Annotated in this window: 17 protein-coding genes; 11 read left to right on the forward strand and 6 right to left on the reverse strand. The window is 71.1% G+C overall.

The window, feature by feature from the left end:
• Window positions 1–146: 146 nt before the first annotated feature.
• Genes hpaD through Q9R08_RS11725 form a run of 4 tightly spaced genes read right to left on the reverse strand, consistent with a single transcriptional unit; the run spans window position 147 to window position 5,319 of the window.
• Window positions 147–1,313: a 3,4-dihydroxyphenylacetate 2,3-dioxygenase gene (gene hpaD / locus Q9R08_RS11710; protein ID WP_308868197.1), complete on the reverse strand. Its 1,167-nt coding sequence runs from the start codon at window positions 1,311–1,313 to the stop codon at window positions 147–149.
• Window positions 1,314–1,356: 43 nt separating this feature from the next.
• Window positions 1,357–2,916 carry a 5-carboxymethyl-2-hydroxymuconate semialdehyde dehydrogenase gene (gene hpaE, locus Q9R08_RS11715; protein ID WP_308868198.1) on the reverse strand — a complete coding sequence of 520 codons (1,560 nt, stop codon included), beginning with the start codon at window positions 2,914–2,916 and terminating at the stop codon, window positions 1,357–1,359.
• 58 nt (window positions 2,917–2,974) lie between these two features.
• Window positions 2,975–3,664: a GntR family transcriptional regulator gene (locus Q9R08_RS11720; RefSeq protein WP_308868199.1), complete on the reverse strand. Its 690-nt coding sequence runs from the start codon at window positions 3,662–3,664 to the stop codon at window positions 2,975–2,977.
• Window positions 3,661–5,319: a fumarylacetoacetate hydrolase family protein gene (locus Q9R08_RS11725; protein ID WP_308868200.1), complete on the reverse strand. Its 1,659-nt coding sequence runs from the start codon at window positions 5,317–5,319 to the stop codon at window positions 3,661–3,663. The genes Q9R08_RS11720 and Q9R08_RS11725 overlap by 4 nt, the downstream gene beginning before the upstream one ends.
• 117 nt (window positions 5,320–5,436) lie before the next feature.
• On the opposite strand from Q9R08_RS11725, the gene Q9R08_RS11730 reads away from it, so the two are divergent.
• On the forward strand, window positions 5,437–6,819 hold the full coding sequence (locus tag Q9R08_RS11730) for an MFS transporter (protein ID WP_308868201.1): 1,383 nt from the start codon (window positions 5,437–5,439) through the stop codon (window positions 6,817–6,819).
• A gap of 76 nt (window positions 6,820–6,895) precedes the next feature.
• Here the strand turns inward: Q9R08_RS11730 and Q9R08_RS11735 are convergent, their stop codons facing one another.
• Entirely contained in the window at window positions 6,896–7,504 is a 609-nt protein-coding gene (locus Q9R08_RS11735; RefSeq protein WP_308868202.1) for a TetR/AcrR family transcriptional regulator, read from the reverse strand.
• A gap of 113 nt (window positions 7,505–7,617) precedes the next feature.
• On the opposite strand from Q9R08_RS11735, the gene Q9R08_RS11740 reads away from it, so the two are divergent.
• The 10 genes from Q9R08_RS11740 to Q9R08_RS11785 all read left to right on the forward strand — a co-directional run bounded on the left by Q9R08_RS11740 (window position 7,618) and on the right by Q9R08_RS11785 (window position 16,598).
• Entirely contained in the window at window positions 7,618–8,367 is a 750-nt protein-coding gene (locus Q9R08_RS11740) for an enoyl-CoA hydratase/isomerase family protein (RefSeq protein WP_418001345.1), read from the forward strand.
• Entirely contained in the window at window positions 8,364–9,221 is an 858-nt protein-coding gene (locus Q9R08_RS11745; RefSeq protein WP_308868205.1) for a 3-hydroxyacyl-CoA dehydrogenase family protein, read from the forward strand. Before Q9R08_RS11740 ends, Q9R08_RS11745 begins: the two co-directional genes overlap by 4 nt.
• On the forward strand, window positions 9,218–11,374 hold the full coding sequence (gene paaZ / locus Q9R08_RS11750) for a phenylacetic acid degradation bifunctional protein PaaZ (protein WP_308868206.1): 2,157 nt from the start codon (window positions 9,218–9,220) through the stop codon (window positions 11,372–11,374). Before Q9R08_RS11745 ends, paaZ begins: the two co-directional genes overlap by 4 nt.
• Window positions 11,371–11,826 (forward strand): hydroxyphenylacetyl-CoA thioesterase PaaI, encoded by a 456-nt coding sequence (paaI, locus tag Q9R08_RS11755; RefSeq protein ID WP_308868207.1) that lies wholly within the window; start codon window positions 11,371–11,373, stop codon window positions 11,824–11,826. Before paaZ ends, paaI begins: the two co-directional genes overlap by 4 nt.
• 90 nt (window positions 11,827–11,916) lie before the next feature.
• Entirely contained in the window at window positions 11,917–12,924 is a 1,008-nt protein-coding gene (gene paaA / locus Q9R08_RS11760) for a 1,2-phenylacetyl-CoA epoxidase subunit PaaA (protein WP_308868208.1), read from the forward strand.
• Window positions 12,921–13,226, forward strand: a complete 306-nt coding sequence (paaB, locus tag Q9R08_RS11765; protein WP_194414233.1) for a 1,2-phenylacetyl-CoA epoxidase subunit PaaB — start codon at window positions 12,921–12,923, stop codon at window positions 13,224–13,226. The genes paaA and paaB overlap by 4 nt, the downstream gene beginning before the upstream one ends.
• A complete protein-coding gene (gene paaC / locus Q9R08_RS11770; protein ID WP_308868209.1) occupies window positions 13,223–14,074 on the forward strand; it encodes a 1,2-phenylacetyl-CoA epoxidase subunit PaaC in 852 nt (283 codons plus the stop codon). Before paaB ends, paaC begins: the two co-directional genes overlap by 4 nt.
• Window positions 14,074–14,610 carry a 1,2-phenylacetyl-CoA epoxidase subunit PaaD gene (gene paaD / locus Q9R08_RS11775; protein ID WP_308868486.1) on the forward strand — a complete coding sequence of 179 codons (537 nt, stop codon included), beginning with the start codon at window positions 14,074–14,076 and terminating at the stop codon, window positions 14,608–14,610. The genes paaC and paaD overlap by 1 nt, the downstream gene beginning before the upstream one ends.
• Window positions 14,610–15,827 carry a 1,2-phenylacetyl-CoA epoxidase subunit PaaE gene (paaE, locus tag Q9R08_RS11780; protein WP_308868210.1) on the forward strand — a complete coding sequence of 406 codons (1,218 nt, stop codon included), beginning with the start codon at window positions 14,610–14,612 and terminating at the stop codon, window positions 15,825–15,827. The genes paaD and paaE overlap by 1 nt, the downstream gene beginning before the upstream one ends.
• Window positions 15,828–15,836: 9 nt before the next feature.
• Window positions 15,837–16,598 carry an enoyl-CoA hydratase/isomerase family protein gene (locus Q9R08_RS11785; protein ID WP_308868211.1) on the forward strand — a complete coding sequence of 254 codons (762 nt, stop codon included), beginning with the start codon at window positions 15,837–15,839 and terminating at the stop codon, window positions 16,596–16,598.
• A 105-nt stretch (window positions 16,599–16,703) separates the two neighbouring features.
• Here Q9R08_RS11785 and Q9R08_RS11790 read toward each other — a convergent pair whose 3' ends face one another.
• Window positions 16,704–18,356 (reverse strand): thiamine pyrophosphate-binding protein, encoded by a 1,653-nt coding sequence (locus Q9R08_RS11790; RefSeq protein WP_308868487.1) that lies wholly within the window; start codon window positions 18,354–18,356, stop codon window positions 16,704–16,706.
• Between the last annotated feature and the right edge of the window lie 133 nt (window positions 18,357–18,489).

An 18,489-nucleotide genomic window follows, 5' to 3' on the forward strand; every position in this document is an offset into this window, starting at 1 on the left:
TTCCTTTCGTCTTCGCTGCGGGCGTCGTGATCTGCATGTCCCACTTTCGGTCGTTCCACGCGGCGGTGACGACCGAAAGGGGGACACGATCGAGCGGAATCGGGACATGCGCGCTCCTGAGGGGGCGGAGCGGACGGATGCTGCGGCTAGAGCTGGTGGCCGAGCTTGTACTCGCCCTGCTTCCAGCTGGGCAGCTCCTCGTCCTTCTCGTCGGGGCGGGTGTACGAGAACCCGTCGGCGCCGATGGTCACCGCCATCTCGGACTCGTCCGTGCGGGCGACGACGGGCTGCGGGTTGCCGTCGAGGTCGAGCACCAGCGAGGCCTCGGTGTACCAGGACGGCACCACCGGGTTGCCCCACCAGTCGCGGCGCTGGTTGTCGTGCACGTCCCAGGTGATGACGGGGTTGTCGGGATCGCCGGTGTAGTAGTCCTGCGTGTAGATCTCGACGCGGTGGCCGTCGGGGTCGCGCAGGTACAGGTAGAACGCGTTCGAGACGCCGTGGCGGCCGGGTCCGCGCTCGATCGCGTCCGAGCGGCGGAGGGCGCCGAGCTTGTCGCAGATCGCGAGGATGTTGTGCTTCTCATGGGTGGCGAATGCGACATGGTGCATGCGCGGGCCGTCGCCGCCGGTCATGGCGGTGTCGTGCACCGTCGGCTTGCGGCGCATCCAGGCGGCGTAGACGGTGCCGCCCTCGTCCTGGATGTCTTCCGTGACGCGGAAGCCCAGCGACTGCATGAAGTTCACCGCGCGCGGCACGTCGGGGGTGACCTGGTTGAAGTGGTCCAGCCGCACCAGCTCACCCGGGGTGTGCAGGTCGTAGCGCCACGAGAGACGCTCGACGTGCTCGGTCTGGAAGAAGAACTCGTACGGGAATCCGAGCGGGTCGGTCACGCGCACGGCGTCGCCGATGCCCTTCACGAAACCCTCGGGCCGACGCTCGACCCGGCATCCGAGCTCCTCGTAGAACGCGACCGCCCGGTCGAGGTCCTCCGGGGTGCGCACACGGTATGAGAACGCGGCGACGGCCGCGACGGGGCCCTGACGCAGCACGAGGTTGTGGTGGATGAACTCCTCGGTCGAGCGCAGGTAGATCGCCTCGTCGTCCTCCTCGGTGACGTAGAGCCCGAGCACGTCGACGTAGAACGTGCGCGACGCCGCGAGATCGGTCACGACGAGCTCCATGTAGGCGCAGCGCAGGATGTCGGGCGCGGGGCTGACAGGGGTCGGCACAGGGTTGTCGGTGTGGATGGGCGCCTCCTGGCTCACGTAGAAGCCTGAGGAGGTGAGGGTCATGTCATCACGGTGGGTCATGTCGCGTCCTTGCGTGGGATTTGAGGGGATGGATGCCGCAGCCTCAGTGGCCGACGGCATCCGCCTTGCCGAAGGTCGGGTTGTGGGCGGGGCCGAGGGTGATGTGCACGGCCTGCTGGTCGGTGTAGAAGTCGATCGAGCGGTAGCCGCCCTCGTGCCCCAGGCCGGAGGCCTTGACGCCGCCGAACGGGGTGCGCAGGTCGCGGACGTTGTTCGAGTTGAGCCAGACCATGCCTGCCTCGATCGCCTGCGAGAAGTTGTGGGCGCGCTTGAGGTCGTTCGTCCACACGTAGGCGGCGAGGCCGTACTTGACGCCGTTGGCGAGCTCGAGCGCCTCCTCGTCGGAGTCGAACGGCGTGATCGCGACGACCGGGCCGAAGATCTCCTCCTGGAAGATGCGGGCGTCGGGTGCGACGTCGGCGAACACGGTCGGGCGCACGAAGTTGCCCGCGTCGAATCCGTCGGGACGGCCGCCGCCGGCGACCAGCCGCGCCTCACCCTTGCCGATCTCGATGTAGCTCATCACCTTGTCGTAGTGCTCGGGGTGCACGAGGGCGCCGACCTCGGTGGCGGGGTCGTGCGGGTACCCGACGATGACGCGCTCGGCCTGCGCCGCGTAGCGCTCGACGAACTCGTCGTACACGGACCGCTCCACGAGGATGCGCGAGCCCGCCGTGCAGCGCTCGCCGTTGAGCGAGAAGACGCCGAAGATGGTGGCGTCGATCGCGGCCTCCAGGTCGGCGTCGGCGAACACGACCGCCGGGCTCTTGCCGCCGAGCTCCATCGACAGGCCCTTCAGGAAGGGGGCGGCGTTGCCGAAGATGAGCTGCCCGGTACGACTCTCGCCGGTGAACGAGATGAGCGGGACATCGGGATGCTTCACCAGCGCGTCGCCGGCGTCCTCGCCGAGGCCGTTCACGAGGTTGAAGACACCCTGCGGCAGCCCGGCCTCCTCGAAGATGCCCGCCCACAGCGAGGCCGACAGGGGCGTGAACTCCGCGGGCTTCAGCACGACGGTGTTGCCCGTCGCGAGCGCGGGGCCGAGCTTCCACGACTCGAGCATGAACGGCGTGTTCCACGGCGTGATGAGGCCGGCGACGCCGATCGGCTTGCGGTTGACGTAGTTCATCTGACGGCCGGGCACCTTGTAGGCGTCGTCCGCCTGGGCGACGATCAGGTCGGCGAAGAACCGGAAGTTCTCGGCGGCGCGACGCGCCTGGCCGAGGGCCTGGGTGATCGGCAGGCCCGAGTCGAACGACTCGAGCTCGGCCAGGCGGGCGTCGCGGGACTCGACGATGTCGGCGATGCGGTGCAGGACGCGCGAGCGCTCGCGGGGCAGCATCCGAGGCCAGGGTCCCTCGGTGAACGCGCGCCGTGCGGCGGCGACGGCCCGGTCGATGTCGGCATTCTTGCCGGCAGCGGCCTGGACGTAGGTCTCGTTCGTCACGGGATCGAGCACGTCGAACGTGTCGCCGTCCAGCGAATCGACGAACTCGCCGTCGATGTAGTGCTGGATGCGGGTGGGGAGGCCCGCGGGCACGTGCCGCGTCGCCGCGGCGTCGTCAGCCGCTTCGCTTGCGGTGCGGGCGGTGGTGTCGGTCATTGCTGCTCCTTCGTCGGAGGTCGTGGTCCTGCTGCCGGAGTTCCGGCATCCGGAATGTTCAGAACGCTGGGAGGCCGAGGGCCTCGTCGGGGTGCTCGTGGATCATGTAGGCGTCGAGGGTCGCCGAGCGGTGCCGTCGCGCTGCCTTCTCGATCTCGCCGAGGGGGGCTCCGGTCTCGATCAGCTGCAGGATGTTCTCGTGCTCGCGCACCGACTCGGCGGCGCGGCCCGGTACGAAGCTGAACGTCGAGTCGCGCAGGTGTCCCAGTCGGCCCCACTCGGCGTCGACGAGCTCGAGCATCCGCGGGTTCGCGCACTTCGTGAACAGCGCCGCGTGGAACTCCTGGTTGAGCCCGGTGAACGCCCGCGGGTCGAAATGCTCGAGGGTCTCGATCATGAGCTCGTTGATGCGCCGCGCCGCGCGGATGTCGTCGGCGGTGAGCCTGCGTGCCGCGAGCGCGGTTGCCGCTCCCTCGAGGATCGACAGCGCCTGCATGCTGAACCGATACTGCGAGTCGTCCACCATCGACACCCGCGCGCCGACGTTGCGCTCGAACGTGACGAGTCCCTCGGCCTCGAGCTGGCGGATGGCCTCGCGGACCGGCACGACGCTCATGTCGAGTTCGCCCGCGATGCTGCCGAGCACCAGCCGGTAGCCCGGGGTGAACTCCTGGTTGGCGATGCGCTCCTTGACCCATCGGTACGCGAGCTGCGACTTGCTGAGCGTCGTGGACGTGTCGGGGGTCATCGTCCGGCCTGCCCGTCCTCGGGCGCTGCAGTGTGCTGCGGCCACTGCGCCCGGGTCGCCGGGCGTTCGCCGTCGACTGCGGCGCCGGGCTCGCGCGACGCCTCGAACTGCGCCCGCCACGCGGCGTTCATCGGGAAGAGCCCGTCGACCGGATGCCCCTCCGCGACGCGCTCCGCGATCCACGCGTCCTCGTCCTCCTGGGCGAGCGCCGCGTCCACGACCTCCTCGACGAGGGCGGGCGGGATCACGACGACCCCGTCGGCGTCGCCGACGATGACGTCGCCGGGCTGCACGGTCGTGCCGCCGCACGCGATCGTGAGGTCGGCGTCCCACGGCACGTGCTTGCGGCCGAGCACGGCCGGGTGTGCGCCGGATGAATACACCGGGATGCCGACCGCCGCGACGGCCGCGGCATCCCTGACCCCGCCGTCGGTGACGATGCCGGCGGCGCCCTGCGCATGCGCACGGATCGCCAGGATGTCGCCCAGCGTGCCCGACCCGGCCTCGCCGCGCGCCTCGATCACGACGACCTCGCCGTCGCCGACGGCGTCGAAGACACGCTTCTGTGCGTTGTAGCCGGCGCCGTGGGAGACGAACAGGTCTTCGCGGTTGGGGACGAAGCGCAGCGTGCGCGCAGTGCCGACCAGCTTGGATTCCGGGTGCAGGGGCCGCACGCCGTCGATGTGCACGTTGTCCAGCCCGCGCTTGCGCAGCTGCGCCGACAGCCCGGCGACGGGAACGGCGGCGAGCTTCGCGCGCAGCTCGTCGCTCAGAAGAGGTGCTCCGGCGGACGCAGGAGATTCTGCCGCCGACGCTGCTGCGCTCGCCGGATCACCTGTCGCGGGCGATCCCTCCGCGGGCAGCCCGGCGGCCTCGCGCGAACCCCACGCGTCGGTGCGCTGCAGGTCGTCGGCCTGGGGGAGCGAGCCGAGGTCGCCGTCGAAATCAGCGGCGCCTTGCACGACGGTCGTCACGAGTCGGCCGGAGGACGGCCCGCCCGGGACGTCGACCTCCACCTCGACCACGTCGCCCGGCTGCGCCACCGAAGAGCCGGCGGGCGTGCCGGTGAGGATCACGTCGCCGGGTTCGAGGGTGAAGTGCTGCGACAGGTCGGCGACGAGTTGCGCCAGCGGGAAGATCATGCCCGCCGACGTGTCGTCCTGGACGAGGTCGCCGTTGAGCCAGGTACGCACCCGGAGGGCGTCCGGGTGGACGAGGCGGGCGTCGATGAGGGCAGGGCCGATCGGTGTGTAGCCATCGCCGCCCTTCGACCGGACGTTCGAGCCCTTGTCGTTGGCGCGCAGGTCGTAGAGGCCGAAGTCGTCGGCCGCGGTGACCGCGGCCACATGCGACCAGGCGTCGGCGAGCGTCACGCGACGGGCCGCCGCGCCGATCACGAGCGCGATCTCGCCCTCGAACGCGAGCAGCTCGGTGCCGGCGGGACGCTCGATGGTGTCGCCGGACGCGGCGACGGAACTGGACGGCTTGAAGAAGTACGACGGATGCTGCGGCCGGCGCCCGCGCTGGTCGGCGCGCGAGGCATAGCTGAGGTGGACGGCGACGATCTTGCCGGGGCGTGCGGGGAGGGCCGCGAATCGCGGGTCCGTCGGGGGACCGGCCGTCGCCGACGGGGCGGCATCCGTGATCTCGTCCATTCGAGCTCCCTCACTCTTGCGTCGTATCCGAAATCGTATATGATCGTGCAGCATCCGGCAACCAACCCCGAAAGACGGCCGGAGACGACGACGTCAGCCCCCGACACAGGAGTCACCATGAGCACATCGCAACCCGAGGCGGGCTTCACCCCCACCGGAACCATCGCCGCGTCCGCCGACCGCCGCCGGGTCGTCTTCGCGACCGTCGTCGGCACCACGGTCGAGTGGTACGACTTCTTCATCTACGCCACGGCCGTCGGCCTGGTCTTCGGTCAGCTGTTCTTCGCGCCGCTGGGTGCGAACAGCGCGATCGTGGCGTTCGCCACCGTCGGCGTGAGCTTCCTGTTCCGCCCGCTCGGCGCCTTCCTCGCCGGACACTTCGGCGACAAGTACGGCCGCAAGGTCGTGCTCATGTGGACGCTGATCCTGATGGGCGCCTCGACTGCGCTCATCGGCGTGCTGCCGACCTACGAGGCCATCGGCATCTGGGCTCCGATCCTGCTCGTGCTGCTGCGCATCCTGCAGGGCATCTCGGCGGGCGGCGAGTGGGGCGGCGCGGTGCTCATGGCGGTCGAGCACGCCCCGCGCACGCGCCGCGGCGCGTTCGGCGCGTCGCCGCAGATCGGCGTGCCCCTCGGCCTGCTGCTCGCCTCGGGTGTCATGGCGCTCATGGCGATGATCGCGCCCGGCGACGCGTTCCTCGTGTGGGGCTGGCGTGTGCCGTTCCTCCTCAGCGTCGTGCTGATCCTCGTCGGCTACTACGTGCGGCGCCGTGTCGAGGAGAGCCCCGTGTTCGCCGAGCTCGCCGAGCGCAAGGAGAAGGCGCGGATGCCGATCGTCACGCTCTTCCGCAAGCACGCGCTGCTCGTCTTCATCGCCGCGCTCGTGTTCGCGGGCAACAACGCGGTCGGCTACATGACGACCGGCGGCTACATCCAGGGCTACTCGACCAACCCCGAGGGTCCTCTCGCCCTCGAGCGGGGTCCGGTGCTCTGGGCCGTTGCCGGCTCCGCGGTGACGTGGCTGCTGTCGACGCTGGCCGCCGGCTTCGTGTCCGACCGCATCGGCCGTCGCACGACGTACATCATCGGCTGGATCCTGCAGCTCGTCGGCGTCTTCCTGCTGTTCCCGCTCGTCAACACCGGGAACATCTGGCTGCTGTTCCTCGGCCTCGCGATCCTCACGTTCGGCCTCGGCTTCACGTACGGACCCCAGGCGGCGCTGTACTCCGAGCTGTTCCCGGCATCCATCCGCTTCTCGGGCGTCTCGATCTCGTACGCGATCGGCGCGATCCTGGGCGGCGCGTTCGCCCCGACCATCGCGACGGCGCTCGTGCAGGCGACCGGCTCGACGCTGTCGGTCACGTGGTACCTCGCCGGCATGACCGTCGTCGGCCTGATCGCCACGCTGCTGCTGCGTGATCGCTCCGGCATCCCGCTCGGCCCCGACCATGAGGCGGAGCAGTCGGTCAGCCCGATCTACGGGATGGCGAAGGCCTGACTCCTTCGTCAACGATGCCGCGAAGCCGGGCCCCTCAGGGGCTCGGCGTCGCGGCATCCGAGGTTCCGCCGGGGCGTCAGCGCGTGCGCATGCCGTCGAGCGCCACGGCGACGACGTCGTGCGCGAGGCGGTCGCGGTCGACGGGGCCGGTGGGGCGGTACCACTCGACGATGGAGTTGACCATGCCGAACAGCAGGCGGGTGGCGACGGCGCCGTCGACGTCGGTGCGCACCTGCCCGGCGCGCTGGGCCTCGACGACGAGCGCGGTGACCCGGTGGTCGAACGCGCGCCGCCGCTCGAGCGCGGCGCGCTCCACGTCGCTGTTGCCGCGGACGCGGAGCAGCAGGGTGACGTGGGGCAGCTTGTCGACGAGCACCCGGACCGCGCCGCGCAGCACTGCGCCGAGGCGTTCGGCGGGATCGGCGACGGCTGCATCGGGTGCATCGAGCACTCCCTCGAGCCCGTCGAGGGCCTCGTCGAGCGCCAGTGCGAGCAGCTGCTCCTTCGAGTCGAAGTGGTGGTACAGCGCCGACTTCGTGAGGCCGAGCCGCGAGGCCAGGTCGGCGACGGAGGTGGCGTCGTAGCCCTGCTCGTTGAACAGCGTCACGGCGACCGTCAGCACCTGTTCGCGGTCGTACCCCGGGCGCCCGCGGCGGGCGGGAAGGGGCTCTGCGCTCGCGGACATGCGCCCAGTCTGGCACCGCTCGGCGGAGGATCCGCGCAACTCGGGGGATATTACTGAACGATCGGTCAAGTATTATGGTCGCGACCGCGACGGAGCGGATCGAGAGGATGCCGATGCCAGCGTCGAGTGCAGGGCCGTTGCAGATCAAGCGGCGCGCGGACCGCGTCGTCGCCACGCTGACGCGGCCCGAGGTGCGCAACGCCATCGATCAGGACACGATCGACCGGCTGCACGAGCTCTGCGACGAACTGGAGCGCGAACCCAGGACCCTCATCCTGACCGGCTCCGACGGTGTGTTCGCCTCGGGCGCCGACATCGCACAGCTGCGCGAGCGCCGCGCCGCCGACGCCCGCCGTGGCATCAACACCCGCGCGTTCCAGCGGGTGCGCGGCCTCCCGATGCCCGTGATCGCCGCGATCGACGGCTACGCGCTGGGCGGCGGGGCCGAGCTCGCCTACGCGGCCGACATCCGCATCGGCACGCCCGCACTGCAGATCGGCAATCCCGAGACCGGCCTCGGCATCATCGCCGCCGCGGGCGCCACGTGGCGCCTTCCCGAGATCGTGGGGGAGGCGCGGGCGGCCGAGATGCTGCTGACCGGACGGATCCTGGATGCCGCTACCGCCGTCGCCTGGGGACTCGTGTCGTCGCTGTACGAGCCCGCCGATCTGCTCGCCGCCGCCCACGCGATCGCCGACCGCATCGCACGCAACGATCCGCTCGCGACGCGCTACACGAAGACGGCATTGCTCGCGCCGCGCACCGCGCACCCTGAGATCGAGCTCGAACTGCAGGCGAAGCTCTTCGAGAGCCCGGAGAAGGAGCGGCGCATGGCGGCGTTCCTCGAGAGCCGCAAGCGATGAGCGTGCCGGAACGCGTCGGCGTCATCGGCGGCGGTCGCATGGGCGCGGGCATCGCGCACGCGTTCCTGCTCGCCGGCGCCGCGGTCATCGTGGTCGAGCGCGACGCGGAGGCGGCGGCCGCGGCATCCGCTCGCCTGCGGGAGACGGTGCGGCGCAGCGTCGAGCGCGGCGCGACGGACCGCGACATCGACGCGCTCGCCTCGGCGATCGAGACGGCGACGGATGCCGCAGCTCTCGCCGGCTGCCGGCTCGTCGTCGAGGCGGTGCCCGAGGAGCGCGACGCGAAGATCGCGGCCCTCACGCGCGCGGAGCGGGTTCTCTCGCCCGATGCCGCGCTCGCGACCAATACGTCGTCGATCTCGATCGACGACCTCGCGTCGGCGCTGGCGCGACCGGAGCGCTTTCTCGGGCTGCACTTCTTCAACCCCGTGCCCGCCTCGCAGCTCGTGGAGGTCGTGACCGGAGCCGCCACCGAGCCGGGGCTCGTCGACGACGCGACGATGTGGATCGGAGCGCTCGGCAAGACGCCGGTCGTCGTCCGCGACAGCCCGGGCTTCGCGTCGAGCCGCCTGGGCGTCGCCCTGGGGCTGGAGGCGATCCGCATGCTCGAGGAGGGCGTCGCCTCGGCCGCCGACATCGACGCGGCGATGGAGCTCGGCTACCGGCATCCGGTCGGGCCGCTGCGCACGACCGACCTGGTCGGACTCGACGTGCGGCTCGGGATCGCCGAAGAGCTGCACCGGCAGCTGGGGGAGCGGTTCGCGCCTCCGCTGCTGCTGCGGCGCCTCGTCGCCGACGGACACCTCGGCCGCAAGAGCGGCCGCGGCTTCTACGAATGGAGTGAACAGCGATGATCGAGCAGACAGGGACCATCGAGCAGCCGGGCGCCCTCGAGCCGTCCCGGACGGGCATCCTTCCCAGCTACCTCCGCGACGAGTGGTGGACTCCGGACACCGGCGACGACGCCACCCCGGTGCTCGATGCATCGACGGGCGAGGTGGTCACCTATCTGAGCACGCAGGGCGTCGATCTCGCAGGCGCGATCGCCCACGCCCGCACGGTGGGGCAGACGAGTCTCGGCGGACTGACGTTCCACCAGCGGGCGCTCCTGCTCAAGCAGTTCGGCCTCGCGCTGACCGCGCGCAAGGAGGAGCTCTACGAGCTGTCGAAGCGCGCCGGCGCCACGGTGCGCGACTCGCTCAACGACATCGACGGCGGCATCGGCGTGCTGTTCACGTATTCGTCGAAGGGGCGCCGCGAGCTGCCCAACGCGCAGGTGTACCTCGACGGCCCGGTCGAGTCGCTGTCGAAGGACGGCTCGTTCCTCGGCCGCCACGTCTACACGCGGCTGCCCGGCGTCGCTGTGCAGATCAACGCCTTCAACTTCCCGATGTGGGGAGCGCTCGAGAAGTTCGCCCCGGCCTTCCTCGCCGGCGTGCCGACGATCGTGAAGCCCGCGTCGCCGACCGCGTACGTCGCCGAGGCGTGGGTACGCATCCTCGTCGAGACGGGACTCCTCCCCGCCGGGTCGCTGCAGCTGGTGAGCGGTGCGGTGCCCGGCCTGTTCGAGCAGCTCGGGCTGGGCGACCTCGTCGGTTTCACGGGCAGCGCATCGACGGCTGAGCGGCTGCGTGCGCAGGCCGCGCCTGGCCTGCGGTTCACGAGCGAGACCGACTCGATCAACGCGTCCGTGCTCGGGCCCGACGCGGTGCCGGGCACGCCGGAGTTCGACGCGTACGTCAAGCAGCTCATGGTCGAGCTCACGACCAAGGCCGGCCAGAAGTGCACCGCGATCCGCCGGGCCATCGTCCCATCCGATGCGGTCGCCCCGCTCGTCGAGGCGCTGCGGCAGAAGATCGCCGAGCGCGTCGTCGTCGGCGATCCACACGCCGAGTCCGTCACGATGGGGCCGCTCGTCTCGCTCGCACAGCGCGACGAGGTGCTGCGCGCCGTCGGCGCGCTCGAGGCCGCCGGCGGGCGGATCGTGCTGGGAACGACGGACGCCCCCGACGTCACGCAGGCGGACGGCACCACGGGGCCCGCCGGCGAGGGCGCGTTCATCGGCCCGATCCTCGTCGGGTTCGACGGCGAAGCGGCCTCGCTGCCCGATGCCGTCCACGACGTCGAGGCGTTCGGCCCGGTGGCGAGCGTGCTCGCGTACCGGACGGTGGAGGAGGCCGCCGACCTCGTCGGCCGCGGCGGCGGATCGCTCGTGACGAGCGTCGCGACGTCTGACCCCGGCGTCGCCGCGACCCTCCTCGCGCGCACCGCCGCCTACAACGGGCGACTGCTGTTCCTCGACCGCGACGACGCCCGCACCTCGACCGGCCACGGCGCGCCGGTGCCGCACCTCGTCCACGGCGGACCGGGCCGCGCCGGTGGAGGGGAGGAGCTCGGTGGCATCCGTGCGGTGCTCCACCACATGCAGCGCACCGCGGTGCAGGGCTCGCCGGCGATGCTGACGGCACTGACCGGCGTCTGGCATCAGGGCGCGGCATCCCGCTCCGACCGCCACCCGTTCCGTAAGTCGCTCGCCGAGCTCGCGATCGGCGACCAGCTCGCGTCGCCGTCGCGTGCGGTCACCCTCGACGACATCGAGACGTTCGCGAACTTCACGGGCGACCGCTTCTACGCCCACATGGACGAGGAGGCCGCCGCCGCGAACCCGTTCTTCCCTGGTCGCGTTGCACACGGCTACCTGCTGGTGTCGTGGGCGGCGGGGCTCTTCGTGGATCCGGATCCCGGTCCGGTGCTCGCGAACTACGGGCTCGAGAACCTGCGCTTCATGACGCCGGTGTCGCCCGACGACGAGATCCGCGTCGTGCTGACGGCGAAGCAGATCACCCCGCGCGAGACCGACGACTACGGCGAGGTGCGGTGGGACGCCGTGATCCTCAACCAGCGCGATGAGATCGTCGCGACCTACGACGTGCTCACGCTGGTCGCCAAGACCACGGAGTCGGCCGCGGCGGCCGCAGGTCCGGTGTCGGCAGAGGCCGGCGCATGAGCGACCCCGCCCACCATTTCGCCGGGCAGCGCCGCATGCTGCGGCGCGACCGCGCGTCGGCGGCGCTGGGCATGATCGTCGAGCGTGACGAACCGGGCGAAGCCGTCGTGTCGATGCGCGTGCGCGACGACATGACGAACGGCTTCGCGATCACGCACGGCGGAATGGTGTTCGCGCTCGCCGACACGGCATTCGCGATGGCGTGCAACGCCGTCGCGCCGGGAGAAGGGGACACGGATGCCGACATCACGGTGGCCGCCGGAGCCGACATCTCCTTCCTCAAGGCGACACGCGCCGGGCAGACGCTGACCGCCCATGCCCGCCGCCGCGCGCTCGCGGGGCGCAGCGGTCTGTACGACGTGACGGTGACCGACGAGACCGGTGACGTCGTCGCGGAATTCCGCGGGCGCTCCTTCACCACGCGCCGCGGCGGCGGCGACGCGGCCGGCTGACGGTGGCCGCGGCATCCGTCGTGGTCTAGACTTACTGAACGAACGGTCTGTAATCCTTCGACAGGCTCAGGAACCGGAACGGAGTCGACGATGACGACCGATGTGCTGATCGACGAAGCCGCCGAACAGGCGGCGTTCGACGCGATCATCGAGGCCGATTCCCGCATCGAGCCGCGTGACTGGATGCCGGAGGCCTACCGCAAGACGCTGATCCGGCAGATCTCGCAGCACGCGCACTCCGAGATCATCGGCATGCAGCCCGAGGGCAACTGGATCACCCGGGCGCCGAGCCTGAAGCGCAAGGCGATCCTGATGGCCAAGGTGCAGGACGAAGCCGGTCACGGGCTCTATCTGTACAGCGCCGCACAGACGCTCGGCATCACGCGCGACGAGATGACCGAGCAGCTCATCGCCGGCCGGGCGCGGTACTCGTCGATCTTCAACTACCCCACACCGACGTGGGCCGACATGGGAGCGATCGGCTGGCTCGTGGACGGCGCCGCGATCTGCAATCAGGTGCCGCTCTGTCGTGCCTCGTACGGTCCGTACGGGCGCGCGATGGTGCGCATCTGCAAGGAGGAGTCGTTCCACCAGCGGCAGGGATTCGAGATCCTGCTGACGCTCATGCAGGGCAGTCCCGCGCAGCAGCGCATGGCACAGGATGCCGTCGACCGCTGGTACTGGCCGAGTCTCATGATGTTCGGGCCCCCCGACGACGAATCGCCCAACTCGGCCCAGTCGATGGCCTGGAAGATCAAGCGCTTCTCGAACGACGACCTGCGCCAGCGGTTCATCGGGATGCTGGTGCCCCAGGCCGAGGTGCTGGGTGTGACGCTTCCCGACCCCGAGCTGCGCTGGGACGACGAGGCGCAGCGCTGGCACACGAGCGAGATCGACTGGACCGAGTTCCACGAGGTTCTCGCCGGCCGCGGTCCGATGAACGTCGAGCGCATCCGGCACCGCCGCACCGCGCACGAGGACGGCGCCTGGGTGCGCGAGGCGGCCGCGGAGTACGCCCGGAAGCAGGCGGGCATCCGGTCGCTGAGCGAGCACAGCGCCGACGCACATGCCGGCGCCGGGATGGAGGCCGCATCATGACGACCTCAGGCGCCTCGCCGCGCGAGACCTGGCCGCTGTGGGAGGTGTTCGTCCGCGCCGGACGCGGCCTCAGCCACGTGCACGCGGGCTCGCTGCATGCACCCGATGCCGACTTCGCCCTGCGCAACGCACGCGACGTCTACACCCGCCGGAGCGAGGGAACGTCGATCTGGGTCGTGCCGGCCGATGCGATCACGACGAGCGACCCCGACTCCAAGGGTGCGTTCTTCGAGAGCCCCGCCGGCAAGAACTACCGACACGCCACGTACTACACGGCGTCGGAGGGGGTGCCGCACCTGTGACCACTCGACGATCTCACGGACCCGCAGCGGCGTCCGACCCCCACGGAGTGGTCACCGTCGAGCGCGTGGAGCTGTCGGCCGAACTCGCCGGCGGCGAGGGTCGCGCTGCGACAGCCGATGTCGCCGAATACGCGCTCTGGCTGGGCGACGACGCGCTGATCCTCTCGCAGCAGCTGGGCGCATGGATCGCGCGGGCACCCGAACTCGAAGAGGACGTCGCACTCGCCAACATCGCGCTCGACCTGCTCGGACACGCGCGCTCGTTCCTGCGCTATGCGGGCACGTACGACGACCGCACCGAAGACGACCTCGCCTACTGGCGCGAAGAGGCGGAGTTCCGCTGCGCCTGGCTGTTCCAGCAGCCCAACGGAGACTTCGCGCAGACGATCGCGCGTCAGCTGGCGGCATCCGTCTACCTCTTCGAGCTCTACACTGCGCTGCAGGGATCGTCCGATGAGACGCTCGCCGCGATCGCGGCCAAGGCAGTCAAGGAAGTGGAGTACCACCGCGACCACGCCGTGCAGTGGACGCTGCGGCTCGCCCGCGGCACCGACGAGTCCCGCCGCCGCATGGTCCGCGCGGTGGGCGACGTCTGGCCGTACGTCGGCGAGCTGTTCCGCGACGAGCCGCTGATCGACCGGCTCGAGGACGCCGCGGTGCGGCCCTCGACCCTGCAGCCGCCGTTCGACGCCGTCATCGCAGCGGTGTTCGCGGAGGCGGAGCTCGAGGTCCCCTCCGGGCCGATGTCGTCGGCCGGCGGTCGCCACGGCTCGCACTTCCCGACTCTGGGGTACCTGCTCGCCGAGATGCAGGTGCTCGCGCGACAGCATCCGGGGGCGACGTGGTGATGCTTCGACAGGCTCAGCAACCGGTGGGGGCAGCGCAGCCGCCTGTGGCGGCGGATGCGGCGACTCGGCGTGCGTGGCGGGCTGCGGCATCCGTTCCCGATCCCGAACTGCCGGTGCTCACCATCGAGGATCTCGGCGTGCTCCGCGACGTCGCGGTCGACGGCGCGCACGCCACCGTGACGATCACGCCGACGTACTCGGGATGCCCGGCGATGGACGCGATCCGCGACGACGTCGTGCTCGCCCTGACCGCGGCCGGATTCGACGACGTCGACGTGCGGCTCGTGCTCGCGCCCGCCTGGACGACGGACTGGATGACGGATGCCGGTAAGCGCAAGCTCGTCGACTACGGCATCGCGCCGCCGACCGGGCGCGCCGGGGTCACCGGCCCCATCCGCCTGGCGCTGTCGGTGCGGTGCCCGCGCTGCGGCTCGCTCGACACCCGCGAGCTCGCCCGCTTCGGCTCCACGTCCTGCAAGGCGCTGTACGAGTGCCGCGCCTGCCTCGAGCCCTTCGACCACTTCAAGGTGCATTGATGGAGCGCGACGGCGCACGCAAGCCGAACGCCGAGGTCGCGGCGGGGGAGAATCAGCGCATCGCCGAGACGCTGCTCACGACCGCCGTGGGAGGACCGCGTGGCAGCCGCCACCGCGCGCGGTTCCACACGCTGCGGGTGGCGGCGGTCCGGCCGCTCACCGACGCCTCGGTCGAGGTGACGTTCGCGATCCCTGAAGCGGTGCGCGGCGAGTTCGACTACCTGGCGGGCCAGCACGTGGCGCTGCGCACGATGCTCGACGGTCACGAGCTGCGCCGCTCGTACTCGCTGTGCCGAGCGGAGGATGCCGGGGGCGGGGGCGATGGCCCGCGCACGATCAGCGTCGCGATCAAGCGCGACCTCGGCGGACGCTTCTCGACGTGGGCGCAGACCGAGCTGCACGCGGGAGACGAGATCGACGTGATGAGCCCGCAGGGCACGTTCACCTCGAAGCTCGCCGATCTCGACGGCGCGCACGTCGCGGGCATCGCGGCCGGGTCGGGCATCACGCCGTTGATGGCGCTGGCCGCCACGGTGCTCGCGCGGTCCGACACGTCGCGGTTCACCCTCGTCTACACGAACCGCTCGAGCCTCGACGTCATGTTCCTCGACGAGCTCTCCGACCTGAAGGACCGCTACCCGACGCGGCTCGCCCTGCACCATGTGCTGTCGCGCGAGCAGCGCACGGCTCCGTTGCTGTCGGGCCGCATCGACGAACCGCGGCTGCGGCGCATCCTCGACGAGCTCGTGCTGCCCGACACCGTCGACGAGTGGTTCCTGTGCGGGCCGTTCGAGCTCGTCCAGCTCTGCCGCGACACGCTCGCCGACATCGGGGTGGACCACGCGCACGTGCGCTACGAGCTGTTCACGACCGGCGAGGGGGAGCGGGCCGAGCCTGCGGCGGGACGGCCGGTGGTCGTCGCCGAGGACGAGCCGGTGCGTCGCATCGAGTTCACACTCGACGGCCAGTCGCAGGCGGTCGACAGCCCCGTCGCGGCGCACGAGTCCATCCTCAATGCGGCGCTGCGGGTGCGTCCGGACGTGCCGTTCGCCTGCGCGGGCGGCGTCTGCGGCACGTGCCGCGCCCGGCTTCTGCAGGGCTCGGTGACGATGACCGAGAACTACGCGCTGGAGCCCGACGAGCTCGAGCGCGGGTATGTGCTCACCTGTCAGTCACACCCGACCACCGATACCGTCGTGGTCGACTACGACGTCTAGGAGGACGAGTTGATCGAGCTGTCCATCGCCGCAGATGTTGCCGAGGTCGTGCTCAATTCTCCCGAGAAGCTCAACGCCTTGTCGCTGCGCGAGCTGGGAGAGATGGATGCCGCGTACCGCACGGCCGAGGAAGCCGGCGTGCGGGCGCTGGTGCTGCGCGGCGAGGGGCGTGCGTTCTGCGCGGGTCGCGACATCGCGGGCGTCGATCCGCTGACCGACGATGTGCCCGAGTACCTCACGGGCGTCGAGACGCTGATGCGGCGCATCGCCGGATTCCCCGCCCCCACGTTCGCGGCGGTCCACGGCGCGTGCCTCGGCGTCGGGCTCGGGCTCGCGATCGCGACCGATGTCGTCTACGTCGCCGACGACGCCAAGATCGGCTCGCCGTTCGCGAGCCTCGGCGCGATGCTCGACTCGGGCGGTCACGCTCTCCTCTACGAGCGGCTCGGTGCGCACCGCGCGCTCGACCTGATCTACACCGGCGAGCTCCTGACCGGCGCCGAGGCCGTCGCGGCCGGGCTCTTCAGCCGGGCCATGCCCGTCGAGGAGGTGTTCGACTTCACGGAGCAGCGGGCGGCGGTCGCGGCATCCGGCCCCACCGCCGCCTTCGTCGCGTCGAAGCGCCTCATCGCGCGTCTTCGCGGGGAACGCCTGTGGGATGCCGTCGCCGAGGAAGCGCGCGGACAAGAGGCGCTGCGCACCACTGCGGACTACCGCGAGGGGTTCCAGGCCTTCCAGCAGAAGCGCCGCCCCGACTTCAAAGGCGAGTGATCCGCGGCATCGCGCGTTCGGTGGTCGCGTTGCGTGGGTTCGCGGGGCGCGATGCCGCGTGTCGTGACACCTGGGCCGGGGGCGTGCCGCCCGCAGCAGCAGCGCTCAGGAGTTCACGCGGATGATCTCGCGCTGATACGGCGCCACGACGGTGCCCGAGATGCGGCAGTCCAGCACGAGGAAGGGGCGGGATGCCGCGGGCTCGGCGCTCCACGAGGCGAGCCGGTCGAGGTCGCTCAGCGTCCGCACGACGACGCCCTCGGCGCCGACGCCCGCCGCGAGAGCCGCGAAGTCGACCTCGGGGATGAGCATGGGCTCCTGCGCGAGGCCTTTGAGCCCGTAGAGGTTGACCTCGGCGCCGTACGCGGCGTCGTTCCATACGACCGCGAGGCCCCGGCCGCCCGCGACCCGCACCGCCGTCTCGAGGTCGGCCAGCGCCATGAGCCCGCCGCCGTCGCCGGTGGTGAGCACGACCGTGGACGACGGCTTGGCGAGCGCTGCGCCGGGCACCGACGGCCAGCCCAGGCCGATCGACTGGAACGCCGTCCCGACCATGATCATCCGGTCGGGGGAGGCGACCGGCCAGTACATGTTCGCCCAGCCGATGAAGTGTCCGCCATCCGATACCACCACGCGGTCCGCGGGCAGCAGTTCGCCGATCCGCGTCGCCACCGACCGGGGATCGAGCCGTCCGTCGGGCGCTACGCCCTCGCCGGGGTCGTAGGCACGCAGCGGCATGAGGTCCACCGCCTCGCGCCAGCCGCTCGCGCCGGCGCCGCGCTCGTGCAGTCCGTCCGCGACCGCCCGTGCGACCCTCGCCGCATCTCCGCGGATATATCCGCCCACGTGGGGGTGGGTAGCAGCCGGCGCCACATCAACCTGGAACACGCGCGTGCCGGGCGCGAAGAGGTCGCCGAACCGCATCGTGAACTGGTTGAGCGATGCCCCGAAGACGACCGCGACGTCGGCGTCGCGCACGAGTTCCATCGCGCCCTCGGCGCCGAAGCCTCCGGTCACGCCGAGGTCGAACTCGCTGCGCGGGAAGATGCCTCGCCCGAGGGCGGTCGAAGCGGTGATCGCGCCGACCGCATCGGCGACCGCGCCCAGCGCCTCGCCCGCGCCAGAGATCCACGCGCCGTGGCCGGCGAGCAGGAACGGGCGCTCGGCCGACGCCAGTGCCTCGACGATCCGCTCGACGGCGGCCTCGGCGAACGGTCCGGTCGGCAGCAGCGGTCCGGGAAGGCGGGGCTCCGGAGCCTCGGGCACCGGTCCCGCGTCGCGCGCCGCGACGTCGTACGGGATCGCCAGCACGGTCGGCACGCGGTAGGTGAGGGCGTGCTCGATCGCGATCACCGTCGTGGCTGCGGCATCCGCTCGCCCGACGGTGTAGGTCCGCGCGCCGACGGCGGACGCGAGGGCGATCTGGTCGACGTCCCAGGGGCGCGGACCCGACGTCGGCTCGTCGCCGACGACGAGCACGAGCGGCACGTGGGCCTGCACCGCCTCGGCGAGGGCGGTGAGGGTGTTGGTGAATCCGGCGCCGTACGTAGCGGTCGCCGCCGCGAGCCGTCCCGAGGCGCGGTGGTACGCGTCAGCTGCCACGACGCCGCCGGCCTCGTGGCGCACGGCCGTGAAGTGCACGTCGGTGGAGCGCTCGAGCGCGTCGAGGAAGTAGGCGTTGCCGTTGCCCATGACGCCGAAGACGTGGTCGATGTGACGGGCGAGGGTGAGGGCGACGTGGGCCGAGACGGTGCTCATGGCAGGGGTGGCGGGCATGGCGATGCCTTTCGAGACGGAACGGATGACGAGGCCGTATATGTCTCGCGCGTGCGCGCTGCGTGCCCATTTTTCGAGCACCGGCGGGCGTCGATGCCGCCGGACGTGTCGAGTA

Source organism: Microbacterium psychrotolerans, from assembly GCF_031085295.1.
Classification (GTDB): domain Bacteria; phylum Actinomycetota; class Actinomycetes; order Actinomycetales; family Microbacteriaceae; genus Microbacterium; species Microbacterium psychrotolerans.